Annotated in this window: 13 protein-coding genes; all 13 read left to right on the top strand. The window is 50.7% G+C overall.

Annotated elements, in window-relative coordinates; translation table 11 throughout:
- Positions 1–82 precede the first annotated feature (82 nt).
- Positions 83–1,144 carry an aldose 1-epimerase family protein gene (locus tag BUB16_RS08585; RefSeq protein ID WP_073062289.1) on the top strand — a complete coding sequence of 354 codons (1,062 nt, stop codon included), beginning with the start codon at positions 83–85 and terminating at the stop codon, positions 1,142–1,144.
- A 95-nt stretch (positions 1,145–1,239) separates the two neighbouring features.
- Positions 1,240–2,457: a hypothetical protein gene (locus tag BUB16_RS08590; RefSeq protein WP_073062293.1), complete on the top strand. Its 1,218-nt coding sequence runs from the start codon at positions 1,240–1,242 to the stop codon at positions 2,455–2,457.
- A gap of 227 nt (positions 2,458–2,684) precedes the next feature.
- Entirely contained in the window at positions 2,685–3,392 is a 708-nt protein-coding gene (locus BUB16_RS08595) for a 3-keto-disaccharide hydrolase (RefSeq protein WP_170864336.1), read from the top strand.
- 255 nt (positions 3,393–3,647) lie between these two features.
- Positions 3,648–6,308 carry a c-type cytochrome gene (locus BUB16_RS08600; protein WP_084088143.1) on the top strand — a complete coding sequence of 887 codons (2,661 nt, stop codon included), beginning with the start codon at positions 3,648–3,650 and terminating at the stop codon, positions 6,306–6,308.
- Positions 6,309–6,448: 140 nt separating this feature from the next.
- Positions 6,449–9,346, top strand: coding sequence for a DUF1549 domain-containing protein (locus BUB16_RS08605; protein ID WP_073062302.1), 2,898 nt, complete (start codon positions 6,449–6,451; stop codon positions 9,344–9,346).
- A 247-nt stretch (positions 9,347–9,593) separates the two neighbouring features.
- Positions 9,594–11,006 carry a DUF1501 domain-containing protein gene (locus tag BUB16_RS08610; protein ID WP_073062305.1) on the top strand — a complete coding sequence of 471 codons (1,413 nt, stop codon included), beginning with the start codon at positions 9,594–9,596 and terminating at the stop codon, positions 11,004–11,006.
- 180 nt (positions 11,007–11,186) lie between these two features.
- Positions 11,187–12,269: an NHL repeat-containing protein gene (locus BUB16_RS08615; protein ID WP_073062309.1), complete on the top strand. Its 1,083-nt coding sequence runs from the start codon at positions 11,187–11,189 to the stop codon at positions 12,267–12,269.
- Between the two features lie 220 nt (positions 12,270–12,489).
- Positions 12,490–13,896 carry a sulfatase family protein gene (locus tag BUB16_RS08620; protein WP_073062399.1) on the top strand — a complete coding sequence of 469 codons (1,407 nt, stop codon included), beginning with the start codon at positions 12,490–12,492 and terminating at the stop codon, positions 13,894–13,896.
- Between the two features lie 84 nt (positions 13,897–13,980).
- Entirely contained in the window at positions 13,981–15,390 is a 1,410-nt protein-coding gene (locus BUB16_RS08625; protein ID WP_073062312.1) for a sulfatase family protein, read from the top strand.
- A gap of 430 nt (positions 15,391–15,820) precedes the next feature.
- A complete protein-coding gene (locus tag BUB16_RS08630; protein ID WP_073062315.1) occupies positions 15,821–17,584 on the top strand; it encodes a neutral/alkaline non-lysosomal ceramidase N-terminal domain-containing protein in 1,764 nt (587 codons plus the stop codon).
- A 57-nt stretch (positions 17,585–17,641) separates the two neighbouring features.
- Positions 17,642–20,665, top strand: coding sequence for a PVC-type heme-binding CxxCH protein (locus BUB16_RS08635; protein WP_084088145.1), 3,024 nt, complete (start codon positions 17,642–17,644; stop codon positions 20,663–20,665).
- 490 nt (positions 20,666–21,155) lie between these two features.
- Positions 21,156–21,734: an RNA polymerase sigma factor gene (locus BUB16_RS08640; protein ID WP_073062322.1), complete on the top strand. Its 579-nt coding sequence runs from the start codon at positions 21,156–21,158 to the stop codon at positions 21,732–21,734.
- A gap of 342 nt (positions 21,735–22,076) precedes the next feature.
- On the top strand, positions 22,077–23,147 hold the full coding sequence (locus BUB16_RS08645) for a FecR family protein (RefSeq protein WP_073062326.1): 1,071 nt from the start codon (positions 22,077–22,079) through the stop codon (positions 23,145–23,147).
- Positions 23,148–23,185: the final 38 nt, after the last annotated feature.

Consider the following 23,185-nt stretch of genomic DNA (forward strand, 5'->3'; position numbering starts at 1 on the left):
GGTCCTCTGTCGGGAGGATCACTATATATCTGTTCAGTCAACATATGCACCATTGACGTTAGCTGTAAATGAACCCAATTTAATGTCAAACTCAACAACCGAAACTAAAAGTTATCTTTCTTCCGGCTACTGGAGGGACAAGGTCTCCAATCACAGGCAGCTGGGCGGTATTGAAACCGCCGTTCTGAATGACGGGCAGGGCAGGGGGACCAGGTTCGGCTGGGTCAATACGGGCGGGGGACTTCGGTTCAAGGTTATCCTGGACCGGGGGATGGATATCGCGGAGGCTTTTTACCACCAGTACAGCTTATCCTGGATTAGTCACCTCGGAGTGACGCCGCCCAATCCCGCGGCGGTTCGGGGAACCACCTGGCTTGACTCGTTCGGCGGGGGACTTCTTACAACCTGTGGGTTGACGCATGTGGGGGGACCGGAAGAGGATGACTACGGGGAGCGGGGACTCCATGACCGGATCAGCCACACGCCTGCAAGCATGGTATCTGTTCGTCAGCCTGACTTATCGTCGGATCAGCCGGAGATGAGCCTGACGGGAAAAATGGTCCAAAGCACGGTTTTTGGTCCGCACCTCGAACTGAAAAGAACGATCTCGGCTATCCTGGGCGAACCGGTCATCCGGATCCGTGATCAAGTGACCAACCTCGGGAATGAACCTGCTCCCCACATGCTGCTGTATCACATGAATTTCGGCTGGCCCCTGGTGGACGAGGGAGCCGATATCGCGTGGGAAGGAGACTGGGAAGCCCCGAATGAACAGAGCAGGAGGATATTTCATCCCGACAACAACTTTAAAAAATGCAGCGCTCCCCTAAATGAGCACCGGGGCGACGGGGAAGCGGTGGCGTTTATCGATGCCGCCCCGGATGCGGATGGAAACTGCCGGTGCGGTATTACAAACGGTTCGCTGGGTTTGGAAATGAAGCTGGAGTTTTCCAAGGCTCAGCTTCCATGGCTGACCAACTGGCAGCACTGGGGGGGAAAGGAATACGTGACGGCGCTGGAGCCGGGGACCCATCCGCCCATCGGACAATCAACAGCGCGCGAGGAGGGCTCCCTGATCCAGCTTGAGGCGGGCGAAAAGCGGATGTATGAGATTACGCTGACGGTTGATGAAATTGGGAATTGAGTTACAAATGAAAAATTAAAAAATAGCAGCTAAAAAATGACAGCCAAAAGTTTTAATTCCATATTTATATAACACAAAACAAAGCCAGAAGACAGATGAGTAATCATTCACAGATAGCACAACAGGCACTGGAGCAGGGCAAGGGAATTTTGAGACTTGCACCGAACTGGGTGCCGCGGTCGTTCTGCGTGCCCGGCCGACGCATTAAACTTCATCCGGACGATTATTATGCGCTGGGAGGTGAACGGGGCGGTATTGACGAGCGGTGGTTTTCATCTACGACACCGGCTGACAACGGTCCCCTGACCGGCGAAATCGAGGGATTGAGTGAGGTGGTGTTTGACGATAACGGGACAACCCGGCGCATACTCCTGCGGGAGGCCGTACAGGAGCTCAAAGGCGATCTGATCGGCGAGAGGATCTGGAAAGCACATGAGTCGTGGCCCATGTATTCCAAGTTTTTTGATAATAAAGGAGCGTTGCCTCACCACGTGCATCACCGCGATAAGCACGCCAGGCTTACCGGACAGAATGGCAAGCCCGAGGCGTATTATTTCCCCCCGCAGGTCAACAATTACGGGGGCGATTTTCCCTATACTTTTTTCGGACTCAACCCGGGGACAACCAAAGAACAGCTGATGGAGTGCCTGAAGAACTTTACCGAGGGTGATAACAAGATTACCAATCTCTCCCGTGCCCAGCGCCTGCAGCCGGGCACGGGCTGGGATGTCCCCCCGGGACTGCTTCACGCGCCCGGCAGTCTCTGCACCTACGAGCCGCAGAAAGCCTCCGATGTGTTTGCCATGTACCAGTCGCTGGTCGGAGATGCCATTGTGCCGGAGGAGCTGCTTTGGAAGGATACGCCCGAAGACCGGGTGGGCGATTATGATTTCCTGATAGAAGTACTGGATTGGGAGCTGAATGTGGATGGGAACCTGCAGGAAAAATGTTTTATGGAGCCGGTGCCCGTGGAGTCGCCGGAGCAGATGAAAGCCCAAGGCTACATCGAAAAATGGATCTGTTATAAATCGGAGGCTTTCAGTGCGAAAGAACTGACGGTTCTGCCGGGACAATCCGTGACGGTCAAAGACGCCGCGGCCTACGGGATGATCATGATGCAGGGACACGGTACCATGGGCGAGTGGAAGATTGAAACGCCCTCGCTGATCCGGTTCGGACAGCTTACCCACGATGAATATTTTGTGAGTGAGCAGGCCGCCGCGGGAGGAGTGGAGATCGTCAATCACTCCGCAACCGACCCCATTGTGATGCTTAAGCACTTCGGCCCGGGAAATCCCGATCTCAATCTTTAATCGTGTGTTATGCAGCAGAGGACTTTTACACAGGTTTTTATCCCTCGCCATATTTTTCGTGAGCGTCACATGACGCAGGGAAACGGCTCCCCTAAGCTAACGAGCGGAGCGGTGTCGTCCGGTGAAGTCTTTTACAGCGATTTTACTTTGTTATTAACCGTTAATCGGATACTATAATTACCCGGCACTACAGATCAATGCAAAAGGAATAACCCAATTACATGTATATGAAATATTTTTTACCTGCAGTACTCGGAATGATTTTACTATTCGCTTCCCCGCTGCACGCACAGTTTCCGGAACCCCCGAAAGATGAGGATGCGGGATTCGAGCAAATTTTAACCCGGGAAACCTTTGACCACTGGGAGGGCGACCGCGACTACTGGCGCTTTGAAGACGGGAAACTGATCGGGGAGGTGACAGAAGGCAACCTGCTGGATGAAAATACCTTTTTTATCTGGAAGGAGAAGGTTAAGGATTTTGAGCTGAAAGTGGAATACCGGGTATCGGCGGAGGGAAACAGCGGCATCAATTACCGGAGCGAGAAGGTAGAAGGCATACCGCATGCGTTAAAAGGCTACCAGGCCGATGCCGATGGTCCGAATCGGTGGAGCGGTCAGCTCTACGAGGAGCGGGGACGCGAATTTCTGGCCCTGCGGGGACAGGTAACACATGTGGGCGAAGATGACAAGCCCAGGGAGATCGGTTCCGTTGGACAGGAAGAGGAACTCGTGGCTGTTGTTAACGACGGCTGGAATGAGTACCATCTGGTTGTTCGCGGGAACACGCTCATCCATATGCTCAACGGGCAAGTCATGAGCGTTGCCATAGATGATGGAGAAAGCAGGGCCAAGGAGGGTTGGTTAGGTGTACAGATTCACCGGGGTCCTCCCATGAAAGTGGAGTTTCGAAATTTCCGGTTTAAGGCGTTTTAGAGACCAACAAGCGGGCAGGGCCTGTGAACTGCATCGGAATTAGATACCCCGGATTATGCACGAAATAGTAAAATTGAAGATTAAGTCATTGATGTTGTTTTGCATATCGAACATTAAGTATAGCTTAATTCCCTGGTGAAAAATCCGGGATATGAAGTCCGCGGGCCGGCAGAAAAGAAGGGCGGGAAATAATATGCCGGGGACCAATAAAAACCTAGTCACAGGAATTAATTAAACGATGTAACCAAAATTTAAATGAAGAAAAAAAGATTACATACAGATAAAACTCAAATGGGAATGGGTCCCTTTTTCATAGCGGTAATGGTATCCATGCTTATGGTTGCTTACGAGTTTTCCTTCCCCGCTGAAAAGACGTTGTTACCTGTCGATGTGCGTGACTTTCCTGTGAGCCTGGATACGACCGAAGAGAGCCAGGATACCACCGGTGAAATTCAGACGCTTCCGGGCTTTGAAGCCCAGTTGATTTATGAAGTGCCCCGGGAAGAGCAGGGGTCCTGGGTGGGATTGACGGTTGATCCCCGGGGACGTCTGATTGCATCGGATCAGCAGGAAAAGGGGATGTACCGTATAACCGTGGGGGATAGTCTGGAAAAGCCGAAGGTGGAAGTGGAGGAAATGATTATGCCGGCCTCGGGCGCCCAGGGCCTGGAGTGGGCGTTTGACCACCTGTATGCCAACGTAAGCGGCAAAGGGATTTTCCGGTTGAGAGACACCCGGAACAATGACCAGTATGACATTTTAGAGTATCTCGGGGGACCGCAGGGCCGGGGGGAACACGGCAATCACGCTATTTTTCTTACGCAGAATCAAAAAGAGCTCTATGTGGTGAACGGCAACCATACCCTTCCCCCCGATTTTACCTCCAGCCGTATAGCCAACTGGGAGGAGGATATACTGCTGCCCCGCCAGTGGGACGCGCGGGGACATGCCCGGGGTATTATGGCGCCAGGCGGGTATATCGCGCGGATCAATCCCGATGCCAGCCGGTGGGAGATGATCAGCATCGGCTATCGCAACACCTATGATGCGGCCCTGAACCGCGACGGGGAGCTGTTTACCTATGATTCCGATATGGAATGGGATATGGGCATGCCCTGGTACCGTCCCACAAGGATCCTGCACGCCGTCAGTGGCAGCGACTATGGCTGGCGCAGCGGCAGCGGAAAATGGAAGCGGTATTTCGAGGACAGCTTGCCGCCGGTATACAATGTAGGACCCGGTTCGCCCACCGGCGTACTGTTTGGGACGGGCGCCGAATTTCCGGCGCGCTACCAGCGGGCGTTATTCGGACTCGACTGGACGTTCGGAACAATGTATGCCTTTCACCTGACGCCTGAAGGGGCCAGTTATACCGCCGAAGCCGAGGAGTTCCTGTCCGGCAGTCCCCTGCCCCTGACGGATGCCGTTATTGGTCAGGACGGAGCGATGTACTTTCTGACGGGCGGAAGGGATAAGGAGTCCAGGCTTTACCGGGTCGTTTATACCGGAAGCGAATCTACAGCGGAAGCGGAGCCGATCGATAACCCGGAAGCGGAGGCGGCGCGTGCGGTGCGTCATAAGTTAGAGGCGTTTCACGGGAAGCAGGATCCCGAAGCGGTTGAGACCGCCTGGCCGTACCTGGGTGATGAGGACCGGTTTCTGCGTCACGCCGCCCGGATGGCTCTTGAGGCGCAACCGGTGGAATCATGGGCCGAAAAAGTATTCGCCGCGGAACAGTCCCAGGCAAAAATTACCGGCGTCGTGGCCCTTGCCAGAACGGGATCGGAAGAGTACCGGGAGGAGGCCGTCAATGCCCTGCTTGACCTGGATCTGGTGACCCTGCCGCCGGACCAGAAACTGGGCTATCTGAGGGCGATGTCGCTCATTTTCATGCGTCTCGGTGACCCCGGTGAAGATCTCCGTCCCCGTATTACAAATATCCTGCAGCAGTTGCTGCCCTATAAGGATGACCGGGTGAATGTTGAACTGGTGCGACTGCTTGTTTATCTGGAAGATGCCCGCGTAATCGATAAGGCGCTGGCGTTGATGCAGGAAGAGGGACTCCCGGAGACGCCGGACTGGGGCGGCCTTCTGGCGCGTAACGAAAATTATGGCGGCACCATCCAGGATATGATTGACAATCCCCCTCCCACAGACAAGCTCGAATACGCTTTTATGCTGCGCAATATGAGCGAAGGGTGGACGATCGAACAGCGGCGGGAGTATTTTACGTTTATCAATAATGCCGCCGATGCCATGGGGGGAGCCAGTTATACCGGTTTCCTGGAACGCGTACGGGATGAGGCCCTGGTGAATGCCTCCGAAGAGGAGCGGGAAGCGGTGGAAGATCTTACGGCCCAGAGCCTGGCCCAGGAGCCTCCATTTGAGATTACCGCACCCGAAGGACCGGGCCGCGACTGGACCGTGGAGGAAGCCGTGGAGGAGGTGGAAGGCCGGCTTGAGGACCGGAGTTTCGAACAGGGGCGAAACGCCTTTTTTGCGGCAAGCTGTGCCACCTGTCACCAGTTTGACGGCTACGGGGGGGCAATCGGCCCGGATCTCACCACCGTGGGACGTAATTTGTCTACCCAGGGACTGCTGGAGGATATCGTCACCCCCAGTGAGGTGATTTCAAGCCAGTACAACAGTTCAGTAGTGGAACTGGAAAACGGTAATACGGTATCGGGACTGGTGGTAGAGGAGGAAGAGTATGTGAAGGTATACCCCCGGAATCCCGATGAGGCACCCACGATCATCCCCCGCAATGAGGTGGTTTCGATAGAACCGTCGGAGGTATCCCAGATGCCCCCGGGCTTGATTAATACCCTCAGTGCGGAGGAGCTGCGGGATCTTGTGGCCTACCTGAAATCAGGCGGCGACCCGGAAGATGAGATGTTTGAGCAGGGGGGAAGGTGAAAATGGAGAAGAGCAGGAGGAACAGTAGAGTGTAGCATCATTTGCCTTGTCCCCTGAAACCCCTGCCTCCCTTCTACTGCCTGTACAACAGGTATGAAGTGGATCTGGCAGGGGTTTGTTAATTCTTAATTTAGGCGCCTATGTTTTTCGATACGCTTTCAGAATTATGGCTTTGGCAGCTCCTGGGACGAATGCATCCGCTTATCGTTCATTTTCCGATCGGGGCGCTGCTCATTGCCTTTTTGCTCGAAATGCTAACCCTGGGAGGCCAACGGCCAGAGCTGCGTTCGGGTATACGATGGCTGGTATATATTGGTGCGGGAACAGCATTGATGGCGGTATTATTCGGACTGATGCTTGCTTACGGGGGCAACTATTCCGAGACGACCCTGTTCTATCACCGGTGGGGAGGCGTTGCAACGGCTGTACTGGCATCAGCAGCTTCCTGGTTTATGTACCGGGCGGAAAGAACCGGAAAAAAGAGGGATGGTAACCTGTACCGCGGTGCCCTTGCGACGACGGTCCTGGTATTGACGGCTGCGGGACATTTTGGGGCGAGCCTTACCCACGGAGATGATTATATAACGTCCGTACTACCCTGGAATTATGATTCCATTGCAGAGGGTGAGTTCGATGAGTTGTTGACGGAAGTGAGCCGGCACATGGAGATGGGGGACCTGTCGGAAACCTATAAGAATGAGCTTAACGTAGGTGTTCGGCGCATTTTTGCACACAGCTGCTATCGTTGCCACGATTCGGATGAAGCGGAAGGTGGCCTGGTGCTCAACAGTGAAGAGGCGGTCATGGAAGGGGGCGACGGGGGATCTGTTATCATCCCGGGCCAGCCGGGGGACAGCGAGCTGATGCGCCGCATTACGCTGCCTAAAGGACATGACGACGTCATGCCCCAGAAGGGAAGTTCGTTAACAGAGGGACAAGTGGAGCTTATACGAACGTGGATTGAGGTGGGGGCTCCCTGGTCAGACGAAGAGGTCAAAACATTTCGCGAGGCTCCCATTGCCCTTGATAAACCGCCCCTGCCACCCGATACGGAGTCGAATTTTCAAAGCCCGATCGACCGGTTTGCCAACGCCTATTTCGAAGAACACGATATCAGCTGGCCCGAACCTGTGGATGATCGGACATTTATGCGCCGGGTATACATGGATATCATAGGGCTGATGCCTGAGCCAAGGGAAATGCAGGAGTTTGTGGAGGATCCCTCACCGGATAAAAGAGATACACTGATTGACGCTCTTCTGAGTCAAAAGCATGATTATGCCCAGCACTGGTTAACCTTTTGGAATGACCTGCTGCGCAATGACTACACCGGTACCGGCTTCATTACGGGAGGCAGAGAACAGATTACAGACTGGCTGTATGATGCCTTGTATCATAATAAGCCGTATGACGAGATGGTCCGCGAGCTTACAAACCCGGGCGAGGCGTCCGACGGATTTATCCGCGGCATTGAATGGCGGGGCGCGGTCAATGCGAGTCAGACTACAGAGATGCAGGCCGCACAGAATATATCGCAGTCTTTTCTCGGGCTAAACCTGAAGTGTGCATCGTGCCACGACAGCTTTGTCAGTAACCTGACGCTTGACGATGCCTATTCTTTTGCAGCTGTTTTTTCGGATTCAGCGCTTGCCATCCAGCGCTGTGAAGTGCCGACGGGCGATACAGCCAAAGCCGGATTTGTCTACAGTGAAGAGTTGGGCGAGATTGATGAGAGCCTTTCAAAGGATGAGCGGCTGGAACGCCTGGCGGAAGTCCTTTCCCAACGACAAAACGGGAGGTTATATCGAACCATTGCCAACCGATACTGGGAGCTTCTTATGGGCAGGGGACTCGTTGAACCCGTGGATGAGATGGATAATATACCGTGGAGCCAGGACATGCTCGACTGGCTTGCTTCGGATCTGATCGATCACAAATACGATCTGAAACGCCTGATTGCCATGATTGTGCGTTCCCGTACGTATCAGCTTCCTTCTGTGGATATCAGTAGGGAGGAGGCACAATCGGAAGAATATGTGTTCAGAGGTCCCCTGAGAAAGAGGTTGACCGCCGAGCAGTTTGCCGATGCCGTTTCCCAGGTTGCGGCCCCGTTTTACTACTCCGTGGCCTACTCTCCTTATGAGAATCCGCCTGCCGAAGCAGACTGGATCTGGTTTAATAGCCGGGAAAATGATCGGCCGAGCCAGCCCCCGCCCGGCACCTATTACTTTCGCCATGATTTTGACATTCCGGACGGCCGGAATATAGCAAAAGCACAGCTGCTGGTAACGGCCGATGAGGCTTATAAACTGTATTTGAATAGTTCGCTGGTCAGCGAAGGTAACGATTGGCGGCAGGTCGATCGAATCGCTGTGACCAAACAGCTGAAAACCGGGAAGAATGTGTTGGCTGCGGAAGGGACGAATGGAGGGACCATCCCGAATCCGGCCGGTATATTGCTTAATCTCAGGGTCCGTTTTGCCGGTGATGGTCATGAGCTGGAGATGCGTTCCAGCGAACAGTGGAGGGCTACAGACCACCGTCCCTCCGAGGGTTGGAAGGCCCCGGGTTTTGATGACCGCGAATGGGGATCCGTTAGGAGCGTTGGAAATAGCCGGGAAAGCGGTCACTGGGGACAACTGCTGAATTTTACCCATGACAGGAGGAATCAGCTTGAATTTTCTCGTGCTTCCCTGGTGGTCAATGACGACTTTCTGAAGGCGATGGGGCGTCCCACAAGGGAAAATATTGTTACGAACCGGCAAACGGAAGCGACCCTGTTGCAGGCGCTGGAGCTTACCAACGGTGAAAAGTTAAATGAAGTTATTGGCCGGGGCGCTAAGCGGTGGATACGGGAATACGATCAGGCTCAGGATGAAATGATAGAACAGCTCTATCTTACGGCGTACGGACGTGCGCCTCAAGCAAAGGAAGCCCGGATCGCACGCGAGAGGCTTTCCCCGGATCCTGGTAAAGAAGAGATGGAGGACCTGTTGTGGGCCATTGTGATGAATCCAGAATTTCAGCTGATATACTAACCAGCAAGGGCGTGACAACGTGCTTATCAAATAATTTAAATTTGTTTTTGTAAAATATGATCATGATAAAGTTTGGGAAGGCTTTGAAAACCAGGAAGTTTAGTCAATATCCACCCCTGAGTGCATTCAACCGCCATATAAGGCATATATGAAGATATTGAATCTGCGAAAATGCAGCCATTGACGGTGCTGCAAAGACTTCCTTGAATAAGATAATGGTAACGACCAACGGAGGGTAGTTGATACTATGAAACGACGAGATTTCCTTAAAAAAACATCGGCCGCCGCGCTTGCCGCCATGGGGGCGTCGCTGCCGGCTGCTTCATTTCTGAGCGGATGCGGACGATCCGGGATTGCATCTACGGCCGACCAGGTTATCCTGCTATGGATGGCGGGCGGCATGGCCCACACCGAAACGTTTGATCCCAAAGCCTATACGCCCTTTGAACCGGGGCTCGAAAGCAAGCGGGTACTGAGCACTTTTCCCAAAAGTTCGACGGCCGTGGATGATCTTTTTTTCTCGGAGGGTCTCGGGGAGATTGGGTCGGTAATGGACAAGGGAACCGTCATCCGTTCCTATCGCGCGGCGGACCTGGGGCATATTTTGCATACCCGCCACCAGTACCACTGGCACACCTGTTACGAGCCGCCCCAGTCCATTCAGGTACCGCATATCGGGGCCTGGATCGGGCATGAACTCGGGCCTGTAAATGATGTTATTCCCCCCTTCATCAGCATTGGCCAGCGATTCGATGTGGGAGAAGGGGAAGAGCTGAAAGCGTATCATTCAGCGGGATTTCTGGGCAGCGAATATGGTCCCTTCCTGATCCCCGATCCCTCCAGCGGCCTGGATAGTGTTCGTCCCCCGGTAGGAATGAGTATTGAGCGTTTTGAAAAAAGGCATCAGCTGTATCGCGAGCTTGTGGATCAAAGCACGGTTGGCAACCACGGGAGTGCTTATCAGAAAGAATCCATGATTCGTGCCATGGAGCGATCCTATGCGTTGCTCAAATCCCCCGAGTCAGAGGCATTCAACCTCAGCGACGAACCGGAGGAAAGTTATGAGGCGTATAATACCGGTCGCTTTGGCCTGGGGTGCCTGCTCGCAAAGAGGTTAACCGAAGCGGGTGCTCGTTTTATAAGTGTATCTACCGAATATGTACCGTTTCTGGGATGGGACACGCACGAAAACGGGCATAGCCGGGCTGAGGATATGAAAAAGAGCATCGATCGGCCTGTTGCGCAGCTTATCAGGGATCTTGACAAAACAGGCCGACTGGACCGTACCCTGGTTATTCTTGCCAGTGAATTCAGCCGTGATATGATGGTGGAAGGCCGACCGGGAGAAACGGTTAAAGAGCAGGCGAAACAGCCTGAAGTTATGCAGAAAAAATCGGAGTACGGTATGCACAAACACTTTACCGACGGGTGCTCCATACTGATGTTCGGTGGTGGAATCAAAAAGGGTCATGTCTACGGTAAAACGGCTGATGAGCGACCCTGTTCAACCGTTGAGGACGAGATCAGGATCGACCGTATCCACCAGACGATCTATCATGCCCTGGGCATTCCGCCCGAAACGCATTATGTCATTGAAGGCCGCCCCGTGTATACGACACCCGACGGTGAGGGAGAAGTGGCCCACGGTCTGCTGGCGTAAAGGAGGAAAGGCCTCCTATGCTTCAGAAGAGCTATGCGTAAACAATATGGTGCTGTGCTGCCTGTCGGATACATGTTCGCTACGGCTACCGTTAATTCATACTGGGTTGTTGCTAACATCACCCTCAGTCGTATAAAATTGAGGACAGTTGTTAAAAATTTTATTTGAGGATTTACTATCATGAGCAAAACACGTCGTCAATTTCTTCAACAGATATTAACCGCAGCGGGGACGGCATTTATCGGCCCCGGACTGGCAACAAGTTTCGATATAAACATCAATACCCGGACCCCGGCACTGAGTGAAAAAATCATCGGTCACGGTGATTTTCGTTATCGCGTTGAAATTGGCTGGGGCGACCTCGACCCTGCTCGTCATCCTGTTAAGAATTGTCACGAAATGGTTATGGACAGCACGGGGCGCCTTATTATGGTTACGGACGAAACACAAAATAACATCCTGATATATAATAAGGATGGCAGCTATATTGATAGCTGGGGCACAGATTATCCCGGGGGACACGGGTTGACGCTTTGGGAAGCGGGGGGAGAAGAGTTCCTCTTTATCACGGATACAAATCCTGAGACCGCCCGCGTGGAAAAAACGACGCTGGATGGCCAGGTTCTTTTAACACTGGAGGATCCAAGAAAAGCCGGCGGTTATGAAGAAGAGGATGATTACCGACCGACTGAAACGGCGATTGGTCCGGATGGGACGATCTATGTCGCAGACGGCTACGGCTCATATTACATACTCCGGTACAGCCCCGATGGAAAGTACATAGACAAGTTTGGGGGAGAGGGAAACGCGGATGAAAAACTCAATGAACCGCACGGAGTGGCCGTGGATACGCGAGGTGAGGAACCCTCCGGCCTTCTCGTTACTTCCCGGCAACATAATAGCTTTAAACGGTTTACCCTTGATGGACAATACCTGGAGACGATCTTTTTACCGGGTGCGTATATGTGTCGCCCCGTTATTGATGGAGAAAATATCTATGCCGGCGTCTGCTGGTCGCGTCTTCGATATCTGAATCTGACGAGTGACTCAGGCTTTATAACCATTCTGAATGGGGAAAATAAAGTAGTATCTAACCCGGCCGGTACTGCTCCGGAATACATAGACGGTGAATTACAGCTTATGGTCCAGGAGGAGCCTATCTTTAAACATTGTCATGACGTGTGCGTAGACGGGGACAAAAATCTGTACGTATGCCAGTGGAATGCCGGTAATACCTACCCCGTCAAGCTACATCGCATCTGAAGGTACGAAGATATGTTTTTTGTGGGTTTCCCCTACCCTCGGCAAGGTTTTTTTAAGGTACTTGCGGGAACAGGCAGTTGAAATTCATATGCTCGTTGTGCTGCGCTTAAATGTGAATGTTTTTAACGTAAAATCCTACATCACGTTATATCTCATATCAGTGAATGAATTATATTTAATCCAACCATGGGAAAACATCCAGGATACCAACCAAAAAAATATGAAATTTTGCCATAAAGAGATTGTGGGTTTATTCATAATAACTGTCTTTGTTTTAATAGGGTGCAGTTCTTCTTCCGATGAGATGCAGAAAGAAATCGAAGATTCTGCATCGAATCCCAACATAATATTCATCCTCTCCGATGATCAGGCGTGGACGGATTACAGTTTCATGGGGCATCCCCATATTGAGACGCCGAATATTGATGAGCTGGCATCACAGGGACTTACCTTCACGCGGGGATATTTGCCCGCGCCTGTATGCAGGCCGTCGCTTGCTTCCCTGGTTACCGGCTTGTATCCCCATCAACATGGCGTAACGGGCAACGATCCCGCTTTTGACTTTGATCGGGAATCCGGTTCCCGGACAGAATGGCTGGAGGCCAGAAAACCGGTAGATGATGTAGTTGTCGATAGATTTAACACTCTACCTTCTCTTACCGATTATTTGTCGGAGTTGAACTATCTGTCACTCCAAACGGGCAAATGGTGGGAAGGTAGCTGGCAGGATGGAGGTTTTACCCATGGAATGACCCATGGAGATCCTTCGCGGGGGGGCAGGCACGGCGATGAAGGATTGGCCATCGGCCGGGAAGGAATGCAGCCTATAGAAGACTTTATGGATGAGGCGCAACAAGAGAATAAGCCCTTTTTTATTTGGTATGCCCCCTTTATGCCGCATACTCCGCATACGCCACCCGATTCTCTGCTTGAAAAATACTTGCCAAACGCTCCCAGTGAATCCGTGGCCAACTATTGGGCTATGATCGACTGGTTTGATATAACTGTGGGACAGCTGCTTGATTCTATAGAGGACAGAGGGTTGGCTGAAAATACCTTGGTTGTGTATTTAACCGATAATGGATGGGTACAGAATCCGGCCCAAGACAATCAATTTATCTGGCCTTCCAAACAGTCTCCATATGACAATGGAATACGCACCCATATCACCTATAAATGGCCGGGACAGATTGCCTCCAGAATGGACACAACCACCTTCGTAAGTACGAATGATATCGCTGCCACAGTCCTGGAGATTTTGGATGTCGAACCCAGGCTTGAAATGCCCGGCGTCAATGTGTTGGATCAAGAGGAGTTAGAGTCCAGGGAAGCAGTATACAGTGAGGACTTTAATCATGATATTGCGGATGTGCATGAGCCAACGAAAAGCCTGGAACACCGTGTGATTTTGAAGAGGCCCTGGAAACTGATCGTTCCTAAAGAGGAGGGGCTATCCAAGGAAGAAGAATTTTCCGGCGGGGGACGCTTTATTGACATGATCGAGGAGGCAGAGCTTTATCATATTGTAAATGACCCGCATGAAAAACACAATTTGGCTTCAGAGCATCCGGAGATAGTACGGGAACTGAGACAGCGACTGAATAGCTGGTGGAGAACAGACTTTTGAATCTGAGACTTTTTCACAGTAAAATGCAATCGCTATAATAAAGGCAGATCAAACTTTTAAACCTACAGAATAAAGGTACATGAAATGAACCTATTACGATATCTGGTCTTTTGTATAATTCTTATTTTTGGGGTCCACACGGAAGGGAAGGCCCAGCAAAAAACTGCCCAGCAAACAGATACCCGTCCGAATATATTACTGGTGTTTGTGGATGATCTGGACCACCAGCCGCTTGGATTTATGGGAAATGAGATCATTCAGACCCCCCATATTGATCAGCTGGCCGCCGAGGGGGTGGTATTCCAAAATGCGTTTGCGACGACGGCTACCTGTGTTACCAGCCGCGGTACGCTGATGACCGGGCGGTACGCCGCCCGCACGGGCATATACTTTGACCAGTTCGACGGGCTCACCGAAGAGCAGGCGGACATGAGCTTCCCGGCCCAGCTGCGCCAGTCGGGTTATCATACCGGATACGTCGGCAAGTGGCACCTGGGGACGTTCCGGGAGGGGCTGTTTGATGATGACCGGGCGTATGACGGTCAGGGGCAGTTCTGGTCGGAGGAGCATCCGCCCGGGCGCGGCTCCCACCTGACCGACCGCCTGGGCAACCAGGCCGTGAGCATGATACACGATGCGCCGGGGGACAAGCCCTTTGCGGTGACGGTCGGGTTTAAGGCGCCTCACGTGCAGGACGGATTCCACCCGGTCGAGCCCTACCCGGCTTCACCTGCAACGGCGGTGCTGTATGAGCGCGATGAGATACCGGCCCCGCCGCTGTCGGATTCGGCCTTCTTTGACAGCCAGCCTGATTTCCTGAAGAAATCTCTCAACCGGGTGCGGTGGAATTATCGCCTGGGTCCCCCGGAATCGCTGAACTTCCAGCGCTCGATGCGCCGCTACTACCGGATGGTTACGGGCATTGACCGGCAGCTTGGGAAGATGATGGAAGCCCTGCGGGAGACGAATCGCCTGGAGAACACCATTATTGTCCTTACCTCTGATCACGGGATGTACCTGGGGGACCGGGGATTTGCCGGCAAGTGGCTGGGCCACGACACGGCGATCCGCATCCCGTTTATTGTCCGTGACCCGCGCCTCCGGGAGGCCGAAACCGGGACCGAGCGCGAGCAGATGGTGCTGATGATTGACCTGCTGCCCACGTTTTTGGACTGGGCAGGCCTGTCGCCACAGGATGGCGTGCAGGGACATTCCTTTGCGCCCATTGTGGCCGGAGGGGATACGGACGACTGGCGGAGCGAGTTTTTTTATGAGCATCACAGCTTTCCCGACCGGATTCCACGCTCGGAGGGTGTCCGCACCGAACGCTACAAGTACCTGCGGTATCCGGACAGCGAGCCTTTGTATGAGGAGCTCTACGATCTCAGGGAAGATCCGCATGAGTCGGACAACCTGGCCGGGGACCCGGACCATGCGCGGCTGCTCCGGCAGATGCGGGACAAATGGTCACAATGGAGGAAGAGAGTTCGGTAAAATTGAAAATATCCGGTCCATGCCTATTGCGGATAAAAAAATCCTAACCCGTATTTCTCACAAAGATTCATGGCTTTTTTTGTACCCTTATGATACAGATAAATGTATATCGATTTTGAGGTCCAAAATGATAACGGCGTGTAACATACGGCGAACGCTGCCCGTCAGCGGAGATGAAGATAACCATTGCATGCCGTACGCAGGGGGCAGGTCTGCGCTGCTGTTTTTCTTTTGCCTTGCTGAAATGCAAATTTCTTAGTGAGGTCATGTGGAAAAGAGGAGCCGGGCTAATAACTTATATATAAAATATAAATTTATGACAACATCTTGTTTGTTGGTTCATTTAGAAAGAAACTTCTTCCTTTTTTTGTTCATTGTTTTAATAGGGTCTTCAACCCCGTCGTTTGGAGCGTTGGACCCTCTCCAGGCTATGCAAAAGACAGAGCCTCCCAATAACGGGAGCATAGAGGTTGGCGTTGCCCGAGTAGACATCACCCCGGAGGGACCGATTCGCCTGGCGGGTTATGGGGGACGGGCGTCGGAGTCGGAGGGGGTGCTTCAACCGTTATGGGCAAAAGCATTGGCTTTTGGCAGCGATGAGCGGGGGCCGTCGCTTTTAATCACCGTGGATCTTATTGGCATTCCGGGTCATATTACCGAAAAGGTTGCCCGGCGCCTGTCGGAGAAAACGGGAATCACACCTTCTCAACTGGTCATAACTTCCTCGCATACCCATACGGGGCCGGAAGTAGGCAATTTGTTAAACCATTTCGGGAAGCCAATGCCTCCGGAGGAACTCGGAAGCATTGTCCGGTATCAAGACGAACTCACAGATAAACTGGAACAGTTGGCACTGCAAGCACTGCAGGACCGCAGCCCGGCTTTGGTAGCCTGGGGACAGGGAGAGGTTGGATTTGCTGTGAACCGGCGCAAGCTGGAAAAAGGAAAATGGATCGGATTTGGCGTGGTTCCCGAGGGACCGGTTGATCATTCAATGCCCTTGTTGCGGGTTACTGATCCGAATAGCGAGACTCTTCGGGCTGTGTTGGTTAACTACGCCTGTCATGGGACCACCCTGGGAGGAGATATAAACAAGATACATGGAGACTGGATAGGGGAGGCCCAGCGGATTATTGAAAAGCGTCATCCCGGAGCGACTGCTTTAGTGTCCATCGGGGCGGGGGGAGACGCCAATCCGGAACCGCGCACTGAGTTGGAGTATACTACGCAACATGGACAAAAGATTGCAGATGAAGTGGACCGCCTCCTAAACAGCACGTTACGGCAAATTAGAACCCTTCCTGCCGGGAAACTCCGGAAAGTTGACTTACCCTTTTCGAATATCCCTACTACCCAAGAGTTGGTGGAGCAGACGTCAGCTAATGGATCTGAAGGATACTATGCTCATCTGGCCCTTGATCGGATAGCTCGCGGGGAGCCTGTTCCCACCAGCCTTTCCTATCCGATACAGACCTGGACCTTTGGGGACGACCTGGCAATGATTTTTTTGGCTGGCGAAGTCGTGGTGGACTATTCACTACGGCTTAAAGAGGAACTGGAACCTGATCGCGTATGGGTGACCGCCTATGCCAATGATGTGCCCAGTTATATTCCATCTCGCCGCGTGATACGGGAAGGAGGCTATGAGGCCGAGTATTCCCAGTATTCTTATGATCGCCCTTCTCCATACGTAGATGATATTGAGGACCTGATTGTGGGTACGGTCTATTACATGTTACCTGATCCCTGGAAGCCGCAGGGATGGTACGCGGAAAAGAACCCGGATGTGGTTCGGCCTGACGGCAATGGAATTATTCATCTGAATGCAGAGATGGGGCATGGAATTGGTCCTGAGATTGAATATATGCCTGAATGGAAAGCTTTTGGTTGGTTTACGCAGGCAGACCGGGTAGAATGGGAGGTGGCAGCAGAAAAGCAGAGAAATTATGAGGTACATCTGGAGTGGTCGGTTTCGGACGAAGAAGCAGGCAAATCATTTGTGCTCCGGGCTGGAGATCAACAGGTAACGGGCAAGGTTGGTCGGACGGGCTCATGGGAGACCTTCAAAACGACAAAAATAGGACGAATACAACTTTCAGCGGGTCGTCAAAAAGTGATTTTTAAGCCAAATGCAAGATTTGAAGAGGGGGCATTATTAGATTTGAGAGCGTTAATATTTATTCCAGCAGATTAATTACGAATCGTTCAGTTCTATTATTGGATTTATTTATCAATTTTGTCAGCCACCGCTATGAAAACCAAGTTCATATTTGTAATACTGTTACTGATGGGAGTTAGCTGTTCAAAAACGGATTCAATTCAGGAATCTCTGCGTCCTCCACTGGATGAGGACAGAGCACTGGCCTCACTGGAGGTGATGGAGGGCTTTAACGTGGAACTTTATGCCAGTGAGCCGCTGATTGAGGATCCGGTGGCTATGGAAGTGGATGAAAGAGGTCGGATTTATGTAGTGGAGATGCGCAGCTATCCGCTGGATGCCAGCGGATTGGGCCGGATTAAGCTTTTGGAAGATACCAGCGGGAACGGTTTTCCCGACAGCTATACAATATTCGCAGATAGCCTGAAGTTTCCTGACGGGATAATGCGCTGGAAGGATGGTATACTGGTAACCGATGCCCCTCATATTTATTACATGGAAGATACAACGGGCAACGGGAAAGCAGATAGAAAGGAGATTATGCTGACTGGATTTGCCCTCTCCAATCCCCAGCACAATGTTAATACCCCCATCTATGGGTTGGACAACTGGATCCACTTGGCCAACCGGGGGACGGTAAGCACTGAAGACTATCAGGGTATTTTGGGGGATAAAGGGTCGAGGGTGGGATTTTACGGGGCGGAAGATATTCCGAAATTGCCACAAAATGCGGGAGGGAAAAACGTTCGTTTCAAACCAGACTCTTACCAAATTGAAATGAAGGCGTCTTCCTCTCAATATGGTCACACGTTTAACGCCTGGGGGGATCATTTTCTTGTTAGCAATGCCCGCCACCAATACCTTGAGGTTATGGAGAGAAAATATACCGGACGAAATCCACATCTACCTCTTGGAGACGTTAATCATGATACGCCGGATCATGGAAATGCCGCCGAGGTGTATCCGACCACTCAGAATCCGGAACACCAGCTGTTAACCGATCGGGGAGTCATTACCTCCGCGTCGGGACTGACCTGGTATCTTGGGGGGGCGTTCCCGAAAGAATTTGACAGGGTGACGTTTGTCGCAGAGTCAGTTCATAATTTGGTGCATGCGGATGTCGTGGAGCAGGAGGGCACCGTCTTCAAGGCCAGGCGGCTGCTGGAACGGAAGGAATTTTTAACCTCAACAGATGCCTGGTTTCGGCCGGTTCAATTCTATATCGGACCGGATGGGGCGCTGTATGTGATCGATTACTACCGGCGTATCATTGATCACCCTGAATGGCTCGATAATGAAACAGCACAAAATGAAGAGATGTTGCTCGAAGCCAGTAACCGGGGGCGTATTTACCGGATAACTGCGAATGAGATGGATGATCCGAAATGGACAAGTAATCTGGATTTGAATGATATGCCAACTGGAAAGCTTGTAGCTTGCCTGGAAAATGCCAATATCTGGTGGAGGCGAAATGCACAGCGTCTGCTGGTTGATCGAAATGATCCGGCTGCGGTTGAACCACTTAAAAAGCTGGTGTCCAACAGTACGGTTGCCACGGCAAGACTCCATGCACTGTGGACGCTTGAGGGATTGGGGAGACTGGATGACAATCTTGTCATCACAGCTCTACAGGATGTCGAAGCCGGTGTGAGGAAAAATGCTGTTAAACTCGCCGAAAAGAGATTGCAGGAGGCTCCTTCTGTGTTAGAATCCCTTCTGGCAATGAAAGATGATCCTGATTCTCAAGTGAGATATCAGCTGCTGCTGAGCCTTGGAGAGCTGTCATCCGGTCGGATTGATGAAGTGAGGAAAAAAATAGTGTTCGGAGATTTAGAAGATTCATGGATGCAAATTGCATTTCTTTCGGCCAAACATATAAAAGCTTCGCCCCTTCTGGACCGCTTTCTTCAGCAGTTTGGAGATATGGAAACGCCGGGAAGACACCAGTTCTTGCAGCGGGTGGCCACTATTATTGGCAGTCAAGGTAACAAAAGAGAGATAAGCCGACATATAAAAGAAAGTTTATCCGGAATAACAAAAGAGAATGAATGGTGGAAAGCAGCCATTCTTTCTGGGTTAACTGAATCACTGCAACATGCAGAAATAGATTCAAAAGAGTTTGAGATTGAAAGTGACATGGCGACAGATGTTTTTTTTGAAACCGGATCAGAGCGGGCGCGTGAAGTCGTCATGCAGTTGACAGCAGTATTGGGCATTTCCGAGGGTGAGAAAGATAAAGTGCTAAGAAGAGCGTTAGATGTCGCAGAAGACCGGATGAAGGAGGTTTCCTTCCGGGCGGGTGCTATAGAACTCATTGCTATGATCGATCCCTTATCACACGAGGAGGAACTGAAGGAGTACAGCCATTCCACTGAGCCCCTGCCTGTTCAGCTTGCTGCGATAGAAGGCCTCGGCAGTATACCGGGAACTCACATAGGAAGATTTCTTTTAAATCGGTGGGAAGCGATAACTCCGGCCTTACGGGATGCGGCAGTGAATGTTCTTATGCAGGAGAAAAAGCGGGTGGAACTGCTGCTTGACGCAGTTGCGAATAATGAAGTTTCCGTTTCTTCCATAGGGTGGGGTCGTCGCGTCTCATTGATGCTTTATTCGGACAATGCCGTACGAAAACGCGCGCGTGATCTTCTCCGGGTGAATTCAAAAGAAACGGAAGAAATGTTAGAAGAATATCATAAAGTACTCACCATACCGGGAGATGCGGATAAAGGAAAACAAATCTATCAACGGTTGTGCGCGGCCTGCCACCAAGTGCGAGAGGAAACAGGCACTGCTTTCGGTCCTGACCTTGCAACGGTCCGTCACTGGGAACCGAAGGCACTTATGAACAAAATCCTGGATCCCAATCGCTCGGTTGCTGATGGATATGAAATGACGATTGTAGAGCTTAAATCGGGAGGAAGTGCGGCAGGTGTAATACACTCTCAAAACAGCACCTTGATAACGTTGCGTAATGCAGGTGGAGCGGAAACTATCATTTCACGTTCTGACATTGAATCGATTTCATCTACAAACAGTTCGGCCATGCCTTCGGGGTTGGAACAAGAGATTAGCAAACAAGATATGGCCGATCTGATTGCGTTTATTCGGCAAATATAGTGCGGGGAGAGTTTCGGTTAATTGCCAAGGAAATAGTAGCATATTTTCTTTAGATATTGCAGAATGGTCAAAAAGTGAATTGTTAATAATTTTATTTTTGGACCTTTTGCGTAGATATCCCGCACGCATAACGCAAAATATAATAAAGTGAGTAAAATGGAAGCATTTTCGACTTGTAACAATGCGAGCAAAATATCATCATTTTGGTCTTGCGTGGCTTTAGCCAAAGAAAAAAAGAGTAGATATAAGCAATAGGTGTCTCTTACATATTGTAATACGATACGCACAACTCATTGTATAATGTCTTGAAGACAGTCCTGCGGCCATGGAGCGCTATTTCAAAACACTATAAGAAAATAAATCCAGTGGCTACCATTAATCAGTAACTAAACTGGTTAAATCACGAAATGGAATCATCAGTTACTACCGATTAACTATGTATCGGCTACTCCAGTTGTTCTGTAGATAGTGAAAATGACGAGTAGAAACCATGTATATACAATCAAATCATTCCGATAGCCGAAAGAAAAGCAGCAATGAAGAATTATGGGATGCTTTTCGCAGGGGGGATGACAAGGCGTTATCAGAGCTTTTTCTAAGATATCATACGAAGCTTTACCGGTATGGGATGAAGTTGTTATCGGACGAAGAGGCTGTTAAGGATGGTATTCAGGGACTTTTTTTAAAGCTATGGAAGATGAGAAATCGGATCAGCAAAGCAGACTCTGTTACTTTTTATCTCCTCAAATCATTTAGGAGAATCTTGTTTCAACAGCAAAAGCAACAGAGGTCCCGCCGTCAAAGAGATCAGGAGTATATGGAAGAGTTTTCTTCTCGCAGTCTCACTGTTGAGGATAAAATGGTCATTACAGAACAAAAAGTCGAACAGAAAGAACTCCTGGAAGAGGCCTTTCACATGTTAACCGACAGACAAAGAGAGGCGCTTTTTTTGCGTTTGCAAAATGGATTGCGTAATAAAGAAATAGCCTATGTCATGGATCTTTCTCATCAAAGAGTACGCTGTCTTGTGTATGAGGCGACAAAGAGATTAAAGGAGTTTTTTTCCTGAGATCAGATCGTAGTGTCCGTATCTGTAGGTTTGATTATACCCTACATATCACCTATCCGAAGAACCCTGCAACAACAACTCCTGGACCAATACTCCAGGTAAGGGCGGTTTCTTATCTATTCCGGAATAAATTATAGAAACAGAAGTCTTTTTCATCCCCCTGTTCCATTCACAGTATCATTTCGGCTTTCTTATATCACAACGGGTTTAGCCCGCATTTTTCATCAAAAGATGATTTATGAGAACGACGGTTCGGAGCACGCATATTTTTTCTAAAAAATCCAGTACAAATGAAATCTGCCTTTGTCTAATAGGGCGAACAAGTCAAAAACTTTTTTAATAATGCCGGATAAACAGATAGAGGACTTATTGACGGACGATTCTTTTGTCAGATGGATCACGGGCCGGGGATCCAAAACAGAGAATCAGCATTGGGAGGAGTGGATCTCCGAAGATGAAGGGCGGAAAAAGTTGGCCACCCAGGCAGAACAGCTTGTTCGGCTGACCGGATTTGATAAGCTGTCGGTTCCCAACCCGCAAACGGAGCTTAAAATGTTTGAAGCTTCCGTTCGTGATTATAATCGGCAAACAAAGAAATCAGCCAGACCCCGAGTGGGCAAAGCGCCGCGGACGGAAAGTTTCTTCGGGGCCGTTGCGGCAGTCGTTGTCCTACTGGTAGTCGCCTTGGGTTTTTACCTGACATTTAATGCTGGCAGCAGAAGCGGTTCGGATGTACAACAGATGATACAACATCAGCATACCACCGTCTATGGGGAAAAGAAGTCATTCAAGCTCAGTGATGGGTCGCTCATCATCTTGAATGCCAACTCCCATTTGAGATATACCGCATCTGCACAATCAGGGCAGAATATCGATGTTTGGCTGAAAGGCGAAGCTTATTTCGATATCACCCACCTGGAGGGCAAGGACCAGCGGACGTTTAACGTGCATACCTCTGATGGAACGGTGGAGGTTCTGGGCACCGAATTTGTCGTCAAAACCTTCGCTGAAGGAACGCAGGCAGTGCTGAGGGAGGGAAAAATTAAGGTCAGTGTTGGAGAAGATACTACCGGATCCAAGGCAACCCTTGTTATGAAGCCGGATGAACGCGCTCAGTTTGTTTCCGGAAGCAGAAAGATAGATCTACAGACAGTCAATACACTGGTGTATACCTCCTGGATAGAAGATATATGGCATTTTGATAACACTCCGTTGACGGAGATAGCGCAACGAATCAAGGAGACCTATGGTATGGACGTGATCGTTCGCACAGCGGCTTTAAAACAAAAGCTTCTGTCGGGATCTGTTAAAAGTACCAACCTTAACATTTTACGCGAAGCATTATCAAAAATATTAGACGAACCCGTGGTACAACAATCCGACAGTCTAATTGTAATCGGTCTTAGGGAATAACAAAAGAATCATAATACAGGAAAAATAAAGGGAAACAG

This window comes from Fodinibius roseus (assembly GCF_900129315.1).
Taxonomy (GTDB): Bacteria; Bacteroidota; Rhodothermia; order Balneolales; family Balneolaceae; genus Fodinibius; species Fodinibius roseus.

Coding starts and splice junctions, on each gene's coding strand:
- BUB16_RS08605 (WP_073062302.1), top strand. CDS start 6,449: ATGTTTTTCGATACGCTTTCAGAATTATGGCTTTGGCAGCTCCTGGGA.
- BUB16_RS08640 (WP_073062322.1), top strand. CDS start 21,156: ATGTATATACAATCAAATCATTCCGATAGCCGAAAGAAAAGCAGCAAT.
- BUB16_RS08645 (WP_073062326.1), top strand. CDS start 22,077: ATGCCGGATAAACAGATAGAGGACTTATTGACGGACGATTCTTTTGTC.
- BUB16_RS08585 (WP_073062289.1), top strand. CDS start 83: ATGTCAAACTCAACAACCGAAACTAAAAGTTATCTTTCTTCCGGCTAC.
- BUB16_RS08625 (WP_073062312.1), top strand. CDS start 13,981: ATGAACCTATTACGATATCTGGTCTTTTGTATAATTCTTATTTTTGGG.
- BUB16_RS08635 (WP_084088145.1), top strand. CDS start 17,642: ATGAAAACCAAGTTCATATTTGTAATACTGTTACTGATGGGAGTTAGC.
- BUB16_RS08620 (WP_073062399.1), top strand. CDS start 12,490: ATGAAATTTTGCCATAAAGAGATTGTGGGTTTATTCATAATAACTGTC.
- BUB16_RS08590 (WP_073062293.1), top strand. CDS start 1,240: ATGAGTAATCATTCACAGATAGCACAACAGGCACTGGAGCAGGGCAAG.
- BUB16_RS08630 (WP_073062315.1), top strand. CDS start 15,821: ATGCAAAAGACAGAGCCTCCCAATAACGGGAGCATAGAGGTTGGCGTT.
- BUB16_RS08595 (WP_170864336.1), top strand. CDS start 2,685: ATGAAATATTTTTTACCTGCAGTACTCGGAATGATTTTACTATTCGCT.
- BUB16_RS08610 (WP_073062305.1), top strand. CDS start 9,594: ATGAAACGACGAGATTTCCTTAAAAAAACATCGGCCGCCGCGCTTGCC.
- BUB16_RS08600 (WP_084088143.1), top strand. CDS start 3,648: ATGAAGAAAAAAAGATTACATACAGATAAAACTCAAATGGGAATGGGT.
- BUB16_RS08615 (WP_073062309.1), top strand. CDS start 11,187: ATGAGCAAAACACGTCGTCAATTTCTTCAACAGATATTAACCGCAGCG.